Consider the following 16,499-nt stretch of genomic DNA (forward strand, 5'->3'; position numbering starts at 1 on the left):
GGTCCGTCCTTGCGTTACGCGTTCACAATTGTGAACTATGCTCAGCGCTACCGACTGTCCAGTCCCCAGCGTGGCTTTTCAAACGATCGAATTTGCGTTAACCCGATGCAGGTAAAGTTGCACAAAGTACTGGGTCCATGCACAAAACTCTGCCTGTTCTGATGATCTCCACAATGGCTCTGTCCGCTTGTAGCAACTGGAGCAACTCAAGCGCGAATCCATCGAACTGGTTTGGCAGCAGCACACCCAGCCCATCCGAAGTATCAGCCGATGACGCCAATGCATTGGTTCCCGAAAATGCCGACAAAAAAGGCCTGTTCGAGCGTCCGGACGCCGAGGATAACAGCGTTCCAATCGCCGTGATCAACGAATTGCGGATCGACCCAACCTCGACGGGCGCAATCATCTATGCGGCTGGCACAGCCATTCGACAGGGTGCGTTCAACGCACAGCTCGCGCGCGTAAGATCTGAAGAACTCAGCAAAAATGGCGTTATGGAGTTCACCTTCCGCGTGGATTACCCGGACTACGCCACTGCGCAGGGCACCGAACGGTCGCGGATGGTTTCAGAGGCCGTCAATGTAAGCCGGAAAGAACTGGAAGGTATTCGTTTAGTTCGGGTCAAAGGCCAGCAGAACGCGTTGGAATCCCGTCGCCGTTAAAGCGAGACAACCTGTACAGCCTGTCCCTTGGCGGCCAAAGCAATCTTGCCTTCGCAAAGCTTCAGCGCGTCCTCGCCAAAAACCTCGAACCGCCAACCGGACATGGCGGGAACTTCTCGTTCGCCTGCAGCGATCTGATCCAATTCCGCGCTGGAGGCGATCAATTTTGCGGCAACGCCTGCGCTTTCGGTCTTTGATTTCAAAAGAACGCGCAGCAAATCTGCAAGTGCAGGGTTGACCTTCAGCTTGTCGCGGCTGTTGTCAATTTTCGGCAATCGGTCTTGCGGGCAACCTACGCCCCGTTTTACCGCCTCCAGAATGCCTTCTGCGATCGCCCCTTTGCGCGCTTCGCGCAGCAACAAGCGCGACCCGCCCAGATCAGAGGGCGTCTTGGGCTTGGTCGAGGCCATCTCGATCAACGCATCGTCTTTGAACACACGGCTTCGTGGCACATTGTTCTCTTGCGCATAGGCCTCACGGAACTGCGCCAGCTCTCGAACCACGGCCAGAAACTTGGCAGAGTTGGTCCGCGTTTTGACCCGCCGCCACGCCTCTTCCGGGCGAATGTCATATGTCTCGGGTCGGGTCAGTATGCGAAGTTCTTCTGCAACCCAGTGATCCCGACGTGACTTCTTAAGTTCTGCAGCCAAATGCTCATAGATTTTCCGAAGATGGGTTACATCTGCCAATGCGTATGTTTTCTGCGCATCCGTCAGAGGGCGCCGTGACCAGTCGGTGAAGCGAGAAGTTTTATCGACCCCTTCCTTGCAAATCTTCCGGACCAGAGTCTCATAGCCAACCTGTTCACCAAAACCGCAGACCATCGCAGCGACCTGAGTATCAAACAACGGAGTCGGAAAGACTCCCGCGTCGACCCAAAAAATTTCAAGATCCTGCCGCGCGGCGTGGAAAACCTTGACCACGCTTTCGTCGCTGAACAGCTGGTACAAAGGCTCCAGCGACATGCCGTCAGCCATTGGATCAACCAGAACGGCGCTGTCTTCATCTTCCGATGGCACCGCAAGCTGCACCAGACAGAGTTTCGAATAATAGGTCCGTTCGCGCAGAAATTCGGTATCTACAGTGACATAAGGATATTGTGCAGCAGCCGAGCAGAATGCGGCCAGCTCTTGCGTCGTCGTCAGGGTTTTCATGCGCGGTGCTGTTCTTGCTTTTGGTTATTGTGACTGCCCGTGCCGTCCTCGTCCCGAGCGATATGCGACCATAAGACGAATAACCTTTGCGTGTAAATCACCCCGCCGCGTTAGGGCAGAAGAACTGGGTCTTTGTTGCCCATACAATAACGGCGAAGCACGGCAGGGTAGAGTTTGTGCTCCCAGGTCAACACGCGGGCGGCGAGCTCCTCAGGCGTGTCCCCTACCCGTACACCCACGCGCGCCTGACCCAGAATCGGTCCGTCATCCAACGCGGCAGTAACTTCGTGAACGGTGCAGCCATGTTCGGCGTCGCCTGCTTCAATTGCGCGTGCATGGGTGTTCAAACCCTTGTACTTCGGCAAAAGCGATGGGTGGATGTTCAGCATCCGGCCCTGGAAACGCGATACAAATTCACCCGTCAATACACGCATGAAACCGGCCAGACAGACAACATCCGGCTGGGCTGCCATAAGCGGTTTAAGCAGTTCTGCCTCAAACGCAGCGCGATCTTTGCCAAAGGGCTTGTGGTCGACGGCTGCGGTCGGAATTCCGCGCTGTGCAGCTTTCTTCAGCCCTCCGGCATTTGCATCGTTCGACAATACCAGACATGGCCGACCGGGATGATCGCCATTCATGCTGTCGACCAGCGACAGCATGTTCGATCCGCCCCCAGAGATCAGGATCGCGACGCGCTTGTGGCTCACAGCAATTTGCCTGAATAGGCCACACCCGGCGCTGCGGTGACCGTTCCGATGCGCGCAACGGATTCGCCTGCCTCTGCAAGCAGTGTTGTAAGATCATCTGCCTGATCTGCAGCGCAGACAACAATCATGCCGATGCCGCAGTTGAAGGTCTTCAACATCTCGGACTCGGCGATGCCTCCGGTCTCGGCCATCCATTTGAACACAGGCGGCAAGTCCCAAGCAGTCAAATCAATCTCGGCCCCGAGCCCTTCGGGCAATACGCGCGGCAGATTTTCGGTGAGGCCGCCGCCGGTTATATGGGCAAGCGCGCGAACGCCGCCAGCCCGGATCGCCTGCAGCGCTGGTTTCACATACAGCCGCGTGGGGGTCAGCAGAGCCTCACCCAATGTTCCGCCACCGAAAGGCGACTCTTCCTCCCAGCCAAGCCCGGACATTTCAACCAGTTTGCGCACCAGCGAATAGCCGTTGGAATGCACCCCGTTCGAAGCCAGCCCCAGCAGGACATCATCCTGTTCAACGCCCTCGGGCAATGCGGTCCCGCGTTCCATGGCGCCAACCGAGAAACCGGCCAGATCGAAATCGCCGTCAGGGTACATACCCGGCATTTCGGCGGTTTCACCACCAATCAGGGCGCAGCCAGATTGGACACACCCCTCGGCAATTCCTTCGATAATCCGCGCGGCCGTATCGGTGTCCAGCTTACCGGTGGCAAAATAATCCAGGAAAAACAGCGGCTCAGCGCCTTGGCAGATCAGATCGTTGACGCACATCGCCACCAGATCGATTCCCACGCCATCGACAACGCCAGTATCAATTGCGATCCGCAGCTTGGTGCCCACACCATCCGTCGCTCCCACCAGAATCGGGTCTTTATAGCCAGCCGCTTTCAGATCGAACAGAGCGCCAAACCCGCCTAGCCCGCTCATCACGCCCGAACGGTTGGTGCGCTTGGCGGCAGGCTTGATCCGATCGACCAGAGCGTTGCCTGCGTCGATATCTACACCTGCGTCGGCATAGGTGATTCCGTTCTTGCCCGCTGTCATGGCCAATCCCTCATGAGTGCTTTGCGCGCGGGTTATTCGATTGTGGGCCATGTTGCAACGGTCAGGCTTGACGCGGGCTGCCATCGTGATAGGCAAAGCCCTCAGGCGGGCCTGTAGCTCAATTGGTTAGAGCAGAGCGCTCATAACGCTTTGGTTGGGGGTTCGAGTCCCTCCGGGCCTACCAAATCACCGTCCAATCACGATATCCGCGCTTAATCCGCCAAGCCTTTCGCTGCTGCCCAGTCGCAGAATACCACCATGTACGCGGGCGATATCGGCAACAATGGCAAGGCCCAACCCCACGCCGGTGCCCTGATTCTGGTTTCGTGCCGGATCAAGTCGCGTGAAGGGTTTGACGGCCTCGGTGCGTTGTTCGATCGGGATACCGGGGCCGTCATCTTCAACCCGAATGCGTAGTGACTTTGGCGTCATCGAAAGGCTGACCTCGGCGCGTGAACCATAGCGATTCGCGTTTCCAATCAGATTCTCTACTGCCCTGCGCATGGCCGATGGGCGCAGCATTGCCGTTCCACGCCCCTCGACCGAGATTAGTTCAACGTGCTGGCCCGCGCGCTGTGCATCGTCAACGATTTGGCTCAGCCAATTTTCGGGTTCAATCTCTTCGGGTGCGCTCTCTGCAGCGCCACGCGAGAAGTCCAAGAATGCATCCAGCAGCGATTGCATCTCGTCCACGTCTTGCAACAACGGTGCGGCCTCGTCCTCGGGCAACATAGCTAATCCAAGTTTCAGACGCGTCAGAGGTGTGCGCAGATCGTGGCTGACCCCCGACAACATGAGCGTGCGCTGCTCAATCTGCCGCTCGATTCGGGCGCGCATGTCAACGAAGGCATTGCCCGCAGCGCGTACCTCGATTGCACCACCGGGTGAATAAGGCACGACCCGACCGCGACCAAAGGCCTGCGCCGCGTCCGCAAGGCGCGTGATCGGGCGCAACTGATTGCGCATGTAGAGAAACGAGATCGTTGTCATCAGAGCCGCAAAGAACACCATCGTCACAATCAGCTGATGCGGTGCAGTCGGCGAAAGGCGTCGGCGATCAAACTCTAGCTCAAGCATGCCCAGATTGGTTGCCAGAAAAAGACTCACTTCCTGTCCATTTGGCAGAGCCACATACTGGGTTTCAGGCAACAAGCTGCGCATTTCCGCATCCACCTGCGGGGCAATGAAATCGTACCATCGGCGCGGACTGTTTTTCGGCTCTTCATTCGGCGGCAGAAAGCGGGCGGTCATGTTCAAGACCGACAGGTCCCGCCGCGCAGCTGCCAATGCCTGCTGCTGGGTTTCCGCACCCTCCATCACGTCCAGCACCAGCGTCACCTCGCGCGCCGCCGTGCGGGTCATCTGGGCGGTCACTTCTTCAAGATGTTTTTGCAAAAACGCAATCGCCACCACCAAAAGCACGACAATGACCGGCAGTACCAGAATGAGTGCGGCACGCGCATATAGGCTACGCGGCATATAGGGTTTGAGCCATTGGGTCGACATGCGCTAAACCTAGCGGGCTGCCCGGGCAAGAGGAAGAGGTCAGAATGCAAGCCCCCGACGATTTCAACCCTCTCCCTGGACAGGTTGCCGTGCTTGCCCCGGGGCTAAGGCGCATTCTTGCGCCCAATCCCTCGCCAATGACTTATCGTGGTACGAATACCTACCTTCTAGGCGATAAGGACATTGCTGTCATCGACCCTGGGCCATTGAGTGATGCCCATATGCAAGCCTTAGTTGATGCGCTGGAACCCGGGCAGCGGATCAGCCACATATTTGTTACGCACACCCATCTGGATCACTCGCCTTTGGCCGCCCCGCTCGCATCCCGCACCGGCGCTCCGGTTCTGGCTTTTGGTGGTCCGCGAGCTGGACGCAGCGAAGTCATGACCGAGCTGGCCCAGAACGGGCTTGCCGGAGGTGGTGAGGGAATCGATGCCGATTTCCGCCCTGATATCGAGCTTGAAGACGGTGAACGCGTCGCGGCAGAAGGCTGGCAACTCGAAGTGATCCACACACCCGGCCATCTGGGCAACCATATCGCGCTGGCCTGGGGGGATGTCTGCTTTACGGCTGATCACGTCATGGGTTGGGCCAGTTCTCTGGTCTCGCCCCCGGACGGAGACCTGACGGATTTCATGGCAGCCTGTCGCCGCCTGCGTGCGCGCGAGTGGTCGGTTTTTCATCCGGGCCATGGTGCCCCTATCACGAATCCTGCCAAGCGCCTGGATTGGCTGATAGACCACCGATTGCAGCGGGAATCACAGATACTCGACGCCCTGGAAAATGGCCCAGAAACGGCCCAACAGCTTGCCCAGCGAATCTATATCGAAACCCCCGCCGCGCTGCTTCCCGCGGCCGAGCGTAATGTCTTCGCCCATCTGGTTGATCTGACCGGCAGATCCCGTGTAGCGCCCTTGGGGGATCTGTCAGTTGCGTCTCGTTTCAAGCGCATCGCGTGAATCGGAAAAAATTGACGGCCCGTGCGCTTCCCCTCTGGACGCCGAAAATACGGGTTGTTATACGCCCCTCAGTTCCGGCGTAGCTCAGCGGTAGAGCAGTTGACTGTTAATCAATTGGTCGTAGGTTCGATCCCTACCGCCGGAGCCAATTTTCCCCATTTAGATCATAGACTTAATGGAAAGCCTCGCATTTAGGGGAAGGAATGTAGGGCCGTGTTGCCAGTTTGTTGCCAAGAATCAGGTGGCAATGAAGTGACAACAGCTCCCAGCAAAACCACCATTCAGCCAGCAACCACCTGTTATTGCTTGATTTTCAGGCAGAGCAAATCGGTAGGTCAATTGATTCGAGATCAATCGATCATAGGCTACCTCAAAGCTGATGTTTGCGGCACCTTTCGCGAACATCTGGAAACGAGGAAGCCGGTCGTTTACTTTCGCCCGAGCGGAGGGCTACTTTGCCGACAAAGCTGCTGTCAAATTTTTCCGGCGGAACGTCCGCTTTGTGCACTTTGCGACCGAGGCAACAAACACGGCGGACGGAAAGCTGTTATTCCCTGGAGACGCCAAAGGTAATTGGCACGGGAGTGAAAGCGGACGTTTACGGGAAGATGACACTATGAAATGAAAGCGCCTGGCTGCCAAGGTCAAACCGGAATTTCGCCGCGACCTCGCCGATTGCTCTAGTCATTTTCCTACCGTTGACCTTATATTGGTCTGCCGTTGCCTTAGTGTTGATCCCGCCAATAGTGAGGAGTGACGACGGTTTTCCACAAAGCTCGACGTACTTGACAAAGCAGAAAGACTCTCCTTGAGACCTTATTTCTTAGAATGCAGCAGTGCCGCTTAGAGGTAAATCATTTGGGAAAGGTCGCTCCTCCCCAATCGGGTTGGCAATCCATCAAAGGATCGATTGCCCAGTCGAATTCCAATCATTGAGAAACTTCTCGATGCCGATATCGGTCAATGGATGCATGATCAGTTTGCGAATAACGGACGGCGGGATCGTGGCGATGTCGGAACCGGCCAATGCCACCTTTGTAATATGATTGGGGCTTCTGACGGATGCCGCAATGATTTCAGTTTCAATACTATAGTTGTCGTAAATGCTACGGATATCACGGATCAGATTGACTCCGTCCAGATTGATGTCATCCAATCTGCCAATGAACGGAGATACATAGGTCGCGCCAGCCTTTGCCGCCAAGAGAGCCTGATTGGGTGAAAAGCACAGTGTGACGTTTGTTCTGATACCTTCACTTTTGAAATGAACACAGGCCCTGAGGCCATCCAAAGTCAGCGGCAGTTTGACAATGACGTTGTCAGCGATCGCTGCGAGTTGCTCTCCCTCTGCAATCATTCCCGCGGCATCCAAAGCTGCAACCTCTGCCGATACCGGCGTATCCGTCAGAGCGCAAATTTCTGCAATGACCTCTTTGAAATCGCGACCAGACTTGGCGATCAAGCTTGGATTGGTGGTAACGCCATCCAGTAATCCGAAGCCCATCAGGTCTTTGATGTCGTTTACTTCTGCGGTGTCCACGAAGAATTTCATGAGGTTTCCTCATTACGTAAGGGGTGACTTGGGTTGCACCTGAGGCTGCCTAGAGGCACTGCATCAAGGGTTGGCTGAAGCCAGTGCGCAGATTCAGAATGCGTTGCGCATCCCGAATTCAGTGTAGTTCTGGCTCAGTATAAGATCGGCTTTCCGGCTATCACGGATGACACGTTCAGCGTTTGGCAGATCGTTCGCTATTGCGCGTTGCAGCGCGGTTTGCGGGTCAAAGCCATGGCTGATCCAGCGGTTTTGCAGCCTGTTTTCAAGCTCTTCCAAAGTTGGGCTGATAAAAACCGTTGCAGCATAGACATCCGTTAGGTTTCTCCATGGGTCGCTGTCCATCAGAAGATAGTTACCCTCAACGACGACGACCGGAGTTGCCGGGTGAACCGCAATGGCGTTGGCAATAGCGAGGTCCATTGTGCGATCGAATTTGGGATGAAAGGACTCGTGGCGCGTAAATTGAAGCTCTCTGATTGCAGCGCAAAACCCGACCCCGTCGAAAGTCTCTGGCGCGCCTTTTCTCGCCAGCAATCCACGCGTTTCCAGCACGCAGTTGTCCAAATGGTAACCGTCCATTGGTACAAGTGTGGCTGACGGAACCGCCGAGCTCTGTTGCGTGTTCAGCGATTGCACAACGCCTTCCGCTAAGGTCGACTTTCCGGATGCAGGGGGGCCGGCGATTGCGATAATCGTCCGGACTCCAACTTGCCGCCGGGAGGAGATCAGGTCGCAAACGCGCTGTACGTCCTGCTCGATCACGCTGCGTCCTCTTTTGGGGGTTCCTTGGCACCGGTCATGAAGGCGACTGCATCGGACATCGTGTAATCCTTGGGATCAATTGTGCAGAGCCTTTTGCCCAACCGATGCACATGAATGCGGTCGGCAACCTCAAAAACATGAGGCATGTTGTGGCTGATCAGGATGATCGGAATGCCACGCGCCCGCACGTCCTGGATCAGCTCAAGCACCTTGCGGCTTTCCTTAACCCCCAAAGCAGCGGTCGGTTCATCCATGATGATAAACTTGGTTGCAAAGGCAGCGGCACGAGCAACGGCAACACCTTGGCGTTGGCCACCAGAAAGAGTCTCAACCGCCTGATTGATCGACTGTACAGTCATCAGCCCAAGCTCGGTCAGTTTTTCACGGGCAAACTTCTCCATCGCTGGACGGTCAAGCTTACGCATGTATTTGCCCATGAACCCCTGCTTGCGGATTTCGCGCCCCATGAACATGTTGTCCGCAATGGAAAGGGCAGGAGACATGGCGAGCTGCTGATAGACAATCTCGATCCCCATATTCCGCGCATCGATCGGAGAGCTGAAGTTAACCTTTTTGCCCTCGATCAGAATCTCGCCTTCATCCGGGATTGTGGCGCCGCAGATCGCCTTCACGATGGATGATTTGCCCGCGCCATTATCTCCGATCACTGCCAGGATTTCCCCCTGGCGCAGTTCAAAGTCGGAATGGTCGATGGCGGTGACGTGGCCATAGCGCTTTACGATCCCGCGGCCTTGGACGACTGGAGTTGAGTCTGACATTAGCCCGATACCTTTCTAATCCACTGGTCGACAGCGACCGCTGCGATAATGAGAAGTCCGATAAGTAAGAAAGTCCATTGTGCGTCCGCGCCCAGAAGCCTAAGCCCCAAAGTGAACACGCCAACAATCAGCGCGCCAAACAGCGATCCCAGTATGGATCCCCGCCCGCCGAACAAAGAGATGCCGCCGATCACAACCGCGGTGATGCTTTCGATATTGGCCAATTGACCGGATGTAGGTGAAACCGACCCGATACGCCCGATCAGGGCCCAGCCTGCAAATGCACAGATCAAACCGGATAACATATAAACGGACATCAGCGTTCTGTGCACGTTCACACCGGATAGTTCAGCCGCCTCAGGGTCATCCCCCACTGCATAGACATGCCGGCCCCAGGCCGTGTGTTTGAGCGCGTAAGCCAACACGAAAATCAGTACGAGCATGAATATCACGCCGACCGTAAAGGTCGCGCCACCGATGCTGAATTTGGTGCCAAAAAATTGCAGGAACGGGGCGTTGGCTTCGATATCCTGGCTGCGAATTGTTTCGTTTGCGGAATACAGGAAGTTTGTCGCCAGAACGATCTGCCACATGCCGAGCGTGACAATAAAGGGCGGCAGCTTTACGCGACTGACCAGCCAGCCATTAAGAGCCCCGATCAGCGTTCCCATTGCCAGCCCGCACATCACAGCTATGGGCACGGGGATACCGTAGCGGAAGGTGAACTGACCCATGATGACGGATGAAAACACCATGATCGCACCGACGCTCAAGTCGATGCCGGCGGTCAGAATGACAAGGCTTTGCGCTGCGGCCACGATGCCCACGATCTGAACCTGCTGCAGGATCAGCGTCATCGCAAAGGGTGAGAAGAATTTGGACCCCAGCAGCAGGCCGAAAATTACGATGGCACCGACCAGAACGATCAACGGCACAAAGGAAGGGTTGACATGGAGAAGATGCTGCAACTTCCCCAGAACACCACGCCGGTGATCTTCAAATTCCGCTACGGTTTCTGACGCGTTGGCGGCGGTTTCGAATTCCTGGGCGTTTTGGTTTGCTTCAGACATCTCTCCCCCTTTTCGTGGCTGGCATCGCGTCCACGAAATCAGTTTACAGGAAGTTTAGGTTTGCTGGTGAAAGGATTGATGAGGCGCTGCGGCGCGCCTCACCTAATAGAGCTGTCTTTAGCCCCAGCAGAGATCTAGGCCTTCTGCGACCGAAAGCGACTCAACGCCATCAACTGGCTGGTCGGTGATGAGCGCCACGCCCGTGTCATAGAAGTCTTTGCCGGGTGTGTTTTCGGGCTTAACGCCCTCTTCGGCCCATTTCTTCACGGCCTCAACGCCAAGCGACGCCATCAACAGCGGGTACTGCTGGCTAGTCGCCCCGATCACACCGGCTTCGACGTTTTGGACGCCGGGGCACCCCCCGTCGACCGAAACGATCAGTACGTCGTTTTCACGCCCGATGGATTTCAGCGCCTCATATGCGCCCGCAGCAGCCGGTTCGTTGATCGTGTGAACAACGTTGATGGATGAATCCTTGGCCAAAAGGTTTTCCATCGCGCGGCGCCCGCCTTCTTCATTGCCGTCGGTCACGTCACTGCCAACCAGACGCGCATCGGTTTCGTCACCGATGACATTCGGGTCCGCCAGGTCCACGCCGAACCCGTCGAGGAAACCCTGATTGCGCAGAACGTCTACTGTCGGCTGACTGACGTTCAGATCCAGCGTCGCGATCTTGGCATCGGCTGCGGCGTCGCCCATTTTGGCCTTGGCCCATTGACCGATCAGAAAGCCGGCCTTGTAGTTGTCCGTCGCGAATGTCGCGTCCGCTGAGTCAATCGGGCTAAGCGGAGTATCCAGCGCAATGACCAAAACCCCCGCATCCCGCGCCTGTTTGACCGCAGGAACGATTGAGCTGGTGTCGGATGCTGTCAGCAGAATGCCTTTTGCGCCATCGAGAATGCAGGTTTCAATGGCCTGAACCTGAGTTTCATGGTCGCCATCAACCTTGCCGGCAAACGCCTTGAGCGTCATGCCCAGCTCTTCTGCCTTGGCGGTTGCGCCTTCCTTCATCTTAACGAAAAAGGGGTTGGTGTCGGTCTTGGTAATCAGGCAGACGGTTTCACCAGCCGCTTGCGCGGATGCAGCGGCCAAAGTCAGCGCAGTCGCGGATGCGGCGAGCTTGAGTAGATTTCTCATGTTGTCCTCCCAGAAAATTGTTGTGGCCCCGCGCGGAATAGCGACAAGGCGGGCCTCCATCCTCCAATGAAGGTCCCGTTCAAGAAACCGTGATTCTAGCCTCTGTGTCAATAAATAAATAAAGTTTATTTATTAATTTGCCCACGTATCTTTTCATAAGAAAACAAGGTGTTTATGTTTAAGGTTATGGAAAGAGAGGCGTTGAAAATACTAACCGGCGGGGTAAGCCAAAGCGGTGTTCGTGATCATAACGAACGCCTCATTCTGACGGTTTTACAACGGCATGGACCTGCTGCCGGGGCGGACGTCGCGCGGCTGACGGGCCTGTCACCCCAGACCGTGTCGATCATTCTGCGTAAGCTCGAAAAGGACGAGATTCTCAAACGTGGGACGCCGTTGAAGGGTAAAGTTGGGAAACCTTCGATCCCCATGGAGCTCAATCCCGAAGGCATTCTGTCGGTGGGAATGAAGATCGGTCGCCGCAGCGCCGATCTTCTTTTGATCGACTTCACCGGTAAGCCACGCCAACAGCTCTCGACGACTTATGACTACCCGCTACCCGAAGCAGTGTTCGGGTTTCTGGAGGTAGGATTGGAAGAGCTTCTGGCCAATGAACCCCAGAAACTTCGGGACCGTGTATGCGGGATTGGAATCGGAACACCGTTCGAGCTGTGGAAGTGGCACGACCTTTCTGGGCTTGCGGCTCAGAAATTCAGGTCCTGGAGAAACGTGAACTTCTTTTCCGAGGTGGCCAAGTTCAGCGAACTGCCGGTCTTTGTGGTCAATGATGCTACTGCCGCGTGTCACGCGGAGCACCTCTATGGCCGCGGGGCTGAGTATCGAGACTATTTTTATTTCTTCATAGGCTCAATGATTGGCGGAGGCGTTGCATTGAATGGCACCGTATTTGAGGGCAATCAAGGCAATGCCGGTGCATTGGGTGCCATGCGAACGACGGGTCCTTTGGGTGAAAGCCAGCAACTGATTGACACTGCATCGCTGTTCCTGCTCGAGGACAGGTTGATAGAAGCGGGTGTTGATCCGGGAATTTTGTGGAAAAAGCCGCAGGACTGGAGCAGCATTTCTCGCTATGTCGAACCATGGATCGGTACCACCGCGCAGGAACTGGCCAAAGCTGCGCTGTCTATTTGCGCGGTCATCGACTTTGAGGCAATTTTTATCGACGGCGCATTCCCATCTGAAATACGGGAGGAGTTGGTCTCACGAGTTCGTCGTTACCTAGTCAACCAAGATAAACGCGGTTTGATTCCTCCGGTTGTAGAAGCTGCGGCTGTCGGAGAAAACGCCCGCGGGATTGGGGCGGCAAGCAGCCCGATTTTCCGCCAGTTTCTATTGAACACTAATGCTGGGCTTTCTGGGATGTAGTCGAAATTCATAGGGGGGGCAGTCTTAATCAAGTAAGAACCGCTCCTACTCAATTTGGGGGCCTTAGAACGGCCGCTCTGACTCAACTGCAGGTAGCCATCCAATTGGGTAACAGTGCACTGCTTTAGGCCGCCTCGAAAGCGGCCGACGTCGGCTTTCTGCGCATTGATGTCATTGGAGCATCGCGCAGCATTGGTCGAAGCGGGCTCAAATAGGCCGTTGGCTACGCTATTAGGGAAGGTCCACACTGAGTCGCCTCCGAATTAGATGAGAGGCCGTGCACTTCACCCACAAAAAAACGTTTTTGCATCTGGACCTCCACTTTACCTGTTGATACACGCCCCTCAGTTCCGGCGTAGCTCAGCGGTAGAGCAGTTGACTGTTAATCAATTGGTCGTAGGTTCGATCCCTACCGCCGGAGCCATTCTTCCCAGACTGGCACTTATCCCATCAGCGCATCACTGAAATCCGAGCGCAACGTGCGTTTCAGGACCTTTCCGGTCGCGTTAAGGGGCAAGGCATCAACGAACACGACCTTGTCGGGTACCTGCCATTTTGCGATTTTGCCGTCGAAGAATGCCAACAAATCCTGCTCGGTCGGTTCTTCGCCCTCGGCCTTCACTGCTACCAAGAGCGGGCGTTCGTCCCATTTCGGATGCGGCACACCCACAACGGCAGCCGTCGCTAGTTGAGGGTGTGCGACCGCGATATTCTCCAACTCGACAGAGCTGATCCATTCACCCCCCGATTTGATGATGTCCTTCGATCGGTCGCGGATGGTCATGTACCCATCCGGGTCCAGTGTGGCAACGTCGCCAGTCGCGAACCAGCCATCCTGCAACAAGGCCTCATCCTGCATGTGGAAGTAGCTGTCCAGCACCCAATGGCCGCGCACCATCAGATCGCCCTGCGTTTCACCGTCATGGGGAAGATCTCTGCCATCATCATCGACGATTTTTAGTTCAACCCCAAAGGGCGGGCGGCCTTGGTTTTCGCGCAGCTTGTGCTGTGCCTCCATGGGCATGTCCAGATGTTTGGCCATCGGATAGTTCGTCGTGCCCAGCGGGCTCATTTCGCTCATGCCCCAGGCGTGGACGGTATCGACGCCATAAGTTTCGCGGAACGTTTCAATCATTGAGGGCGGGCATGCCGCACCACCGATTACAGTACGATTGAGGCTTTTCAACTTAGTCCCGCATGTCGCGGCATGGGCCAGCAGACCTTGCCAAATGGTCGGTACGCCCATCGCCAGCGTGACGCCATATGTGTCGATCAGATTGACCAATGCCTCGCCATGCAATCCCGGCCCCGGCATCACCATTCGCGAACCAGACATAGCGCTGGCATAGGGCGAGCCCCAAGCGTTGACGTGGAACATTGGCACCACCGGCATCACCACATCCATGGCGGAATAGCCGATTACGTCGCGCGTGTTCGACGCGAAGCTATGCAGAACTGTAGAGCGGTGGGAATAGAGAACGCCTTTGGGGTTCCCAGTGGTACCCGAAGTATAACAGAGGCTGGAGGCAGTGTTTTCATCAAAGCTGGGCCACGCGTAGTCTGTATCACCGGTTTCAATCATCTCGTCATAAAAAACCAACCCCGGCACCTGAGACAGCGCAACCTCGTCCCGCGCACCCATCAGCACATAGTACTGCACCTCAGTCAGATGCTCTTGCAGCGCGGCGACCAAAGGCAGGAAGGTCGCATCGAAAAACAGGACCCGGTCCTGCGCGTGGTTGATGATATAGGTTAGTTGTTCGGGAAACAGACGCGGGTTGATCGTGTGGCAGACAAAGCCCGCGCCGGACACCGCATAGTAGATCTCAAGGTGGCGGCGGTTATTCCAGGCCAGCGTGCCCACGCGATCCTGCGGTTGCAGCCCCAGCTTTTCCAACGCCGACGCCATCCGTCGGGCGTTCTGCGCGATCCCGGACCAATTGGTCTCGGTCAAGGTTCCGTCCGTCTCGACCGAGATGATCTCGGTCTTCCCGTGATAACGTTCAGCATGTTCAATAAGCGACGAAATCAGCAAAGGCTGCGTCATCATCTGTCCCAGCATGGACATTCCTCCCATCGTCAGCGCTTGGCCGCGCCGTTATGTCTTGGCAACAACCCTGCCAAGAATTCAATTGTCTGACAATAAGAGAGTGCGGCAGGGTGCCGCGTCAACCGCGATGTCGCAATGCGTATCCAACCAGCGCCGAGGTCGAGCCATCTTTGCCATCGGCGCTGACCTCACCGTCCACGATCGGCCCAAGTGACGTTGCCAGTTCCTTGCCCAGCTCAACACCCCACTGATCGAACGAGTTGATTCCAAGCAGCACGCCTTCGACAAACACACGGTGTTCATAAAGCGCAATGATTTGACCCAGCACAAACGGGGTAAGCTGCGGATAGATCAGCGTGGTTGACGGGCGGTCGCCCGAAAACACACGATGGCGTGCCTGACGCTCCAACTCGTCGCCTGTCAGGCCCTTTTCGGCCATGCGTGCGCGTGCAACATCCAGCGACCGACCCCGCATTAGCGCTTCGGACTGGGCCAAGCAATTAGCCAATAGAAGGCGATGATGATGGGCCAGTTCTGGCTCATGCCCGTTTGCTGCCACTATGAATTCGCAGGGAATCACATCGGTGCCCTGATGGATCAACTGATAAAATGCATGCTGCCCATTTGTGCCGGGTTCGCCCCAGACGACCGGTCCTGAAGGCATGGTCAGCGCACTGCCATCCATCGCGACGGATTTACCGTTCGATTCCATCTCAAGCTGTTGGAAATAGGCAGGCAGGCGCAGCAGACGCTGATCATATGGCAGAACTGCGCGGCTGGCATGCCCAAGCACCTGACGATGCCAGACCCCCACAAGCGCCAGCATAACTGGCAGATTTTCTGCCCATTCGGCGGATTGAAAGTGCAGATCCATCGCCTGACCGCCCCGCAGAAACGCGTCAAACGCGTTCGAGCCAACGGCAATCATTACCGGCAGTCCGACCGGCCCCCAGACCGAGTACCGCCCGCCGACCCAATCCGCGAAGCCAAACACCCGCGACTCGGGAATCCCGAAGGCCTGTGTCTTGTCAACAGCGCTGGAGACCGCTGCGAATTGCCGCGCCGGATCACCACCACCATCGACCATCCAAGCCCGCGCCGTGCGCGCATTGGTCATCGTCTCGATGGTCGTAAAGGTCTTCGACGCGACAATCACCAGAGTCCGTGTCGGATCAAGCGGGCGCAGCGTATCCGCAATATGCGCACCATCCACGTTTGAGACATAATGCAGCCTTGGCCCGTCGTGATAAGGTGCCAAGGCATGCGTCGCCATCACCGGCCCAAGGTCCGAGCCGCCGATGCCAATATTGACAACATCCGTAAAGCCGCCCCCTGCCCCTTTGATCGCTCCGCCACGCACTTCTTCGGCAAAGACGCGCATTCGCTGCAAAGTGCCCAGTACGTCCGGCATTACATCCTGACCATCGACCTCGACCGGGCCTCCGTCGAGATTGCGTAGCGCGGTATGCAATACAGCCCGGCCTTCGGTTTCGTTGATCTTTTCACCGGAGAACATCGCGGCCCGACGCTCTGCCAATTCGACTTGATCGCAAAGCTGGATCAGTGCCGCGCGGATATCTTCGTCGATTTGTGTCTTCGAATAGTCAAACAGCAGATCTCCGGTCGAAGCAGAGAAACCCTGCGCCCGGTTTGGATCGGCGTCAAACAGATCGAGTATCCGACGGCCCGTCTGTGTGGCTGCGAGTGAGTTCAATTGATCCAGCTGCAT

General features: G+C 56.3%; 14 protein-coding genes and 3 tRNA genes. 6 read left to right on the forward strand and 11 right to left on the reverse strand.

What is annotated here, in order from left to right; translation table 11 throughout:
* The first annotated feature begins 173 nt into the window (after positions 1-173).
* The gene (locus ACR0EN_RS03080) at positions 174-662 is read left to right on the forward strand and encodes a hypothetical protein (protein ID WP_480561439.1); all 489 of its coding nucleotides are present in this window, start codon (positions 174-176) and stop codon (positions 660-662) included.
* On the opposite strand, the gene rnd is transcribed toward ACR0EN_RS03080, so the two are convergent.
* The 3 genes from rnd to purM all read right to left on the reverse strand — a co-directional run bounded on the left by rnd (position 659) and on the right by purM (position 3,566).
* Positions 659-1,816: a ribonuclease D gene (gene rnd / locus ACR0EN_RS03085; RefSeq protein WP_480585150.1), complete on the reverse strand. Its 1,158-nt coding sequence runs from the start codon at positions 1,814-1,816 to the stop codon at positions 659-661. The genes ACR0EN_RS03080 and rnd overlap by 4 nt on opposite strands.
* Before the next feature lie 110 nt (positions 1,817-1,926).
* Positions 1,927-2,523, reverse strand: a complete 597-nt coding sequence (purN, locus tag ACR0EN_RS03090) for a phosphoribosylglycinamide formyltransferase (protein WP_170817811.1) — start codon at positions 2,521-2,523, stop codon at positions 1,927-1,929.
* The gene (gene purM, locus ACR0EN_RS03095; RefSeq protein ID WP_480585153.1) at positions 2,520-3,566 is read right to left on the reverse strand and encodes a phosphoribosylformylglycinamidine cyclo-ligase; all 1,047 of its coding nucleotides are present in this window, start codon (positions 3,564-3,566) and stop codon (positions 2,520-2,522) included. Before purM ends, purN begins: the two co-directional genes overlap by 4 nt.
* 107 nt (positions 3,567-3,673) lie before the next feature.
* On the opposite strand from purM, the gene ACR0EN_RS03100 reads away from it, so the two are divergent.
* A tRNA-Ile gene (locus ACR0EN_RS03100) sits at positions 3,674-3,750 on the forward strand.
* A 2-nt stretch (positions 3,751-3,752) separates the two neighbouring features.
* Here the strand turns inward: ACR0EN_RS03100 and ACR0EN_RS03105 are convergent.
* Entirely contained in the window at positions 3,753-5,072 is a 1,320-nt protein-coding gene (locus ACR0EN_RS03105) for an ATP-binding protein (protein ID WP_170817812.1), read from the reverse strand.
* A 44-nt stretch (positions 5,073-5,116) separates the two neighbouring features.
* On the opposite strand from ACR0EN_RS03105, the gene ACR0EN_RS03110 reads away from it, so the two are divergent.
* Complete coding sequence (locus tag ACR0EN_RS03110; protein ID WP_480585158.1) at positions 5,117-6,031, forward strand: MBL fold metallo-hydrolase; 915 nt, start codon at positions 5,117-5,119, stop codon at positions 6,029-6,031.
* 73 nt (positions 6,032-6,104) lie between these two features.
* Positions 6,105-6,179 (forward strand) — tRNA-Asn (locus tag ACR0EN_RS03115).
* Positions 6,180-6,929: 750 nt separating this feature from the next.
* Here ACR0EN_RS03115 and fsa read toward each other — a convergent pair.
* The 5 genes from fsa to ACR0EN_RS03140 form a co-directional block, all read right to left on the reverse strand.
* Complete coding sequence (fsa, locus tag ACR0EN_RS03120) at positions 6,930-7,583, reverse strand: fructose-6-phosphate aldolase (RefSeq protein ID WP_480585161.1); 654 nt, start codon at positions 7,581-7,583, stop codon at positions 6,930-6,932.
* Positions 7,584-7,676: 93 nt separating this feature from the next.
* A complete protein-coding gene (locus ACR0EN_RS03125) occupies positions 7,677-8,348 on the reverse strand; it encodes a nucleoside/nucleotide kinase family protein (protein ID WP_170817815.1) in 672 nt (223 codons plus the stop codon).
* On the reverse strand, positions 8,345-9,127 hold the full coding sequence (locus ACR0EN_RS03130; protein ID WP_170392954.1) for an ATP-binding cassette domain-containing protein: 783 nt from the start codon (positions 9,125-9,127) through the stop codon (positions 8,345-8,347). The genes ACR0EN_RS03125 and ACR0EN_RS03130 overlap by 4 nt, the downstream gene beginning before the upstream one ends.
* Positions 9,127-10,197, reverse strand: coding sequence for an ABC transporter permease (locus tag ACR0EN_RS03135; protein WP_170392953.1), 1,071 nt, complete (start codon positions 10,195-10,197; stop codon positions 9,127-9,129). The genes ACR0EN_RS03130 and ACR0EN_RS03135 overlap by 1 nt, the downstream gene beginning before the upstream one ends.
* 117 nt (positions 10,198-10,314) lie before the next feature.
* Complete coding sequence (locus ACR0EN_RS03140) at positions 10,315-11,334, reverse strand: sugar ABC transporter substrate-binding protein (RefSeq protein WP_170817816.1); 1,020 nt, start codon at positions 11,332-11,334, stop codon at positions 10,315-10,317.
* 186 nt (positions 11,335-11,520) lie between these two features.
* Here ACR0EN_RS03140 and ACR0EN_RS03145 point away from each other — a divergent pair, with 186 nt between their 5' ends.
* A complete protein-coding gene (locus tag ACR0EN_RS03145) occupies positions 11,521-12,720 on the forward strand; it encodes an ROK family transcriptional regulator (protein WP_170402926.1) in 1,200 nt (399 codons plus the stop codon).
* Positions 12,721-13,069: 349 nt separating this feature from the next.
* Positions 13,070-13,144: transfer RNA gene (locus ACR0EN_RS03150), tRNA-Asn, on the forward strand.
* 18 nt (positions 13,145-13,162) lie between these two features.
* Here ACR0EN_RS03150 and ACR0EN_RS03155 read toward each other — a convergent pair.
* Together ACR0EN_RS03155 and pgi are read right to left on the reverse strand one after the other, a co-directional pair.
* Positions 13,163-14,782 (reverse strand): long-chain-fatty-acid--CoA ligase, encoded by a 1,620-nt coding sequence (locus ACR0EN_RS03155; protein ID WP_480585165.1) that lies wholly within the window; start codon positions 14,780-14,782, stop codon positions 13,163-13,165.
* A gap of 106 nt (positions 14,783-14,888) precedes the next feature.
* Positions 14,889-16,499 (reverse strand): glucose-6-phosphate isomerase, encoded by a 1,611-nt coding sequence (gene pgi / locus ACR0EN_RS03160; protein ID WP_480569873.1) that lies wholly within the window; start codon positions 16,497-16,499, stop codon positions 14,889-14,891.

The organism is Ruegeria sp. AB7, from assembly GCF_056542625.1.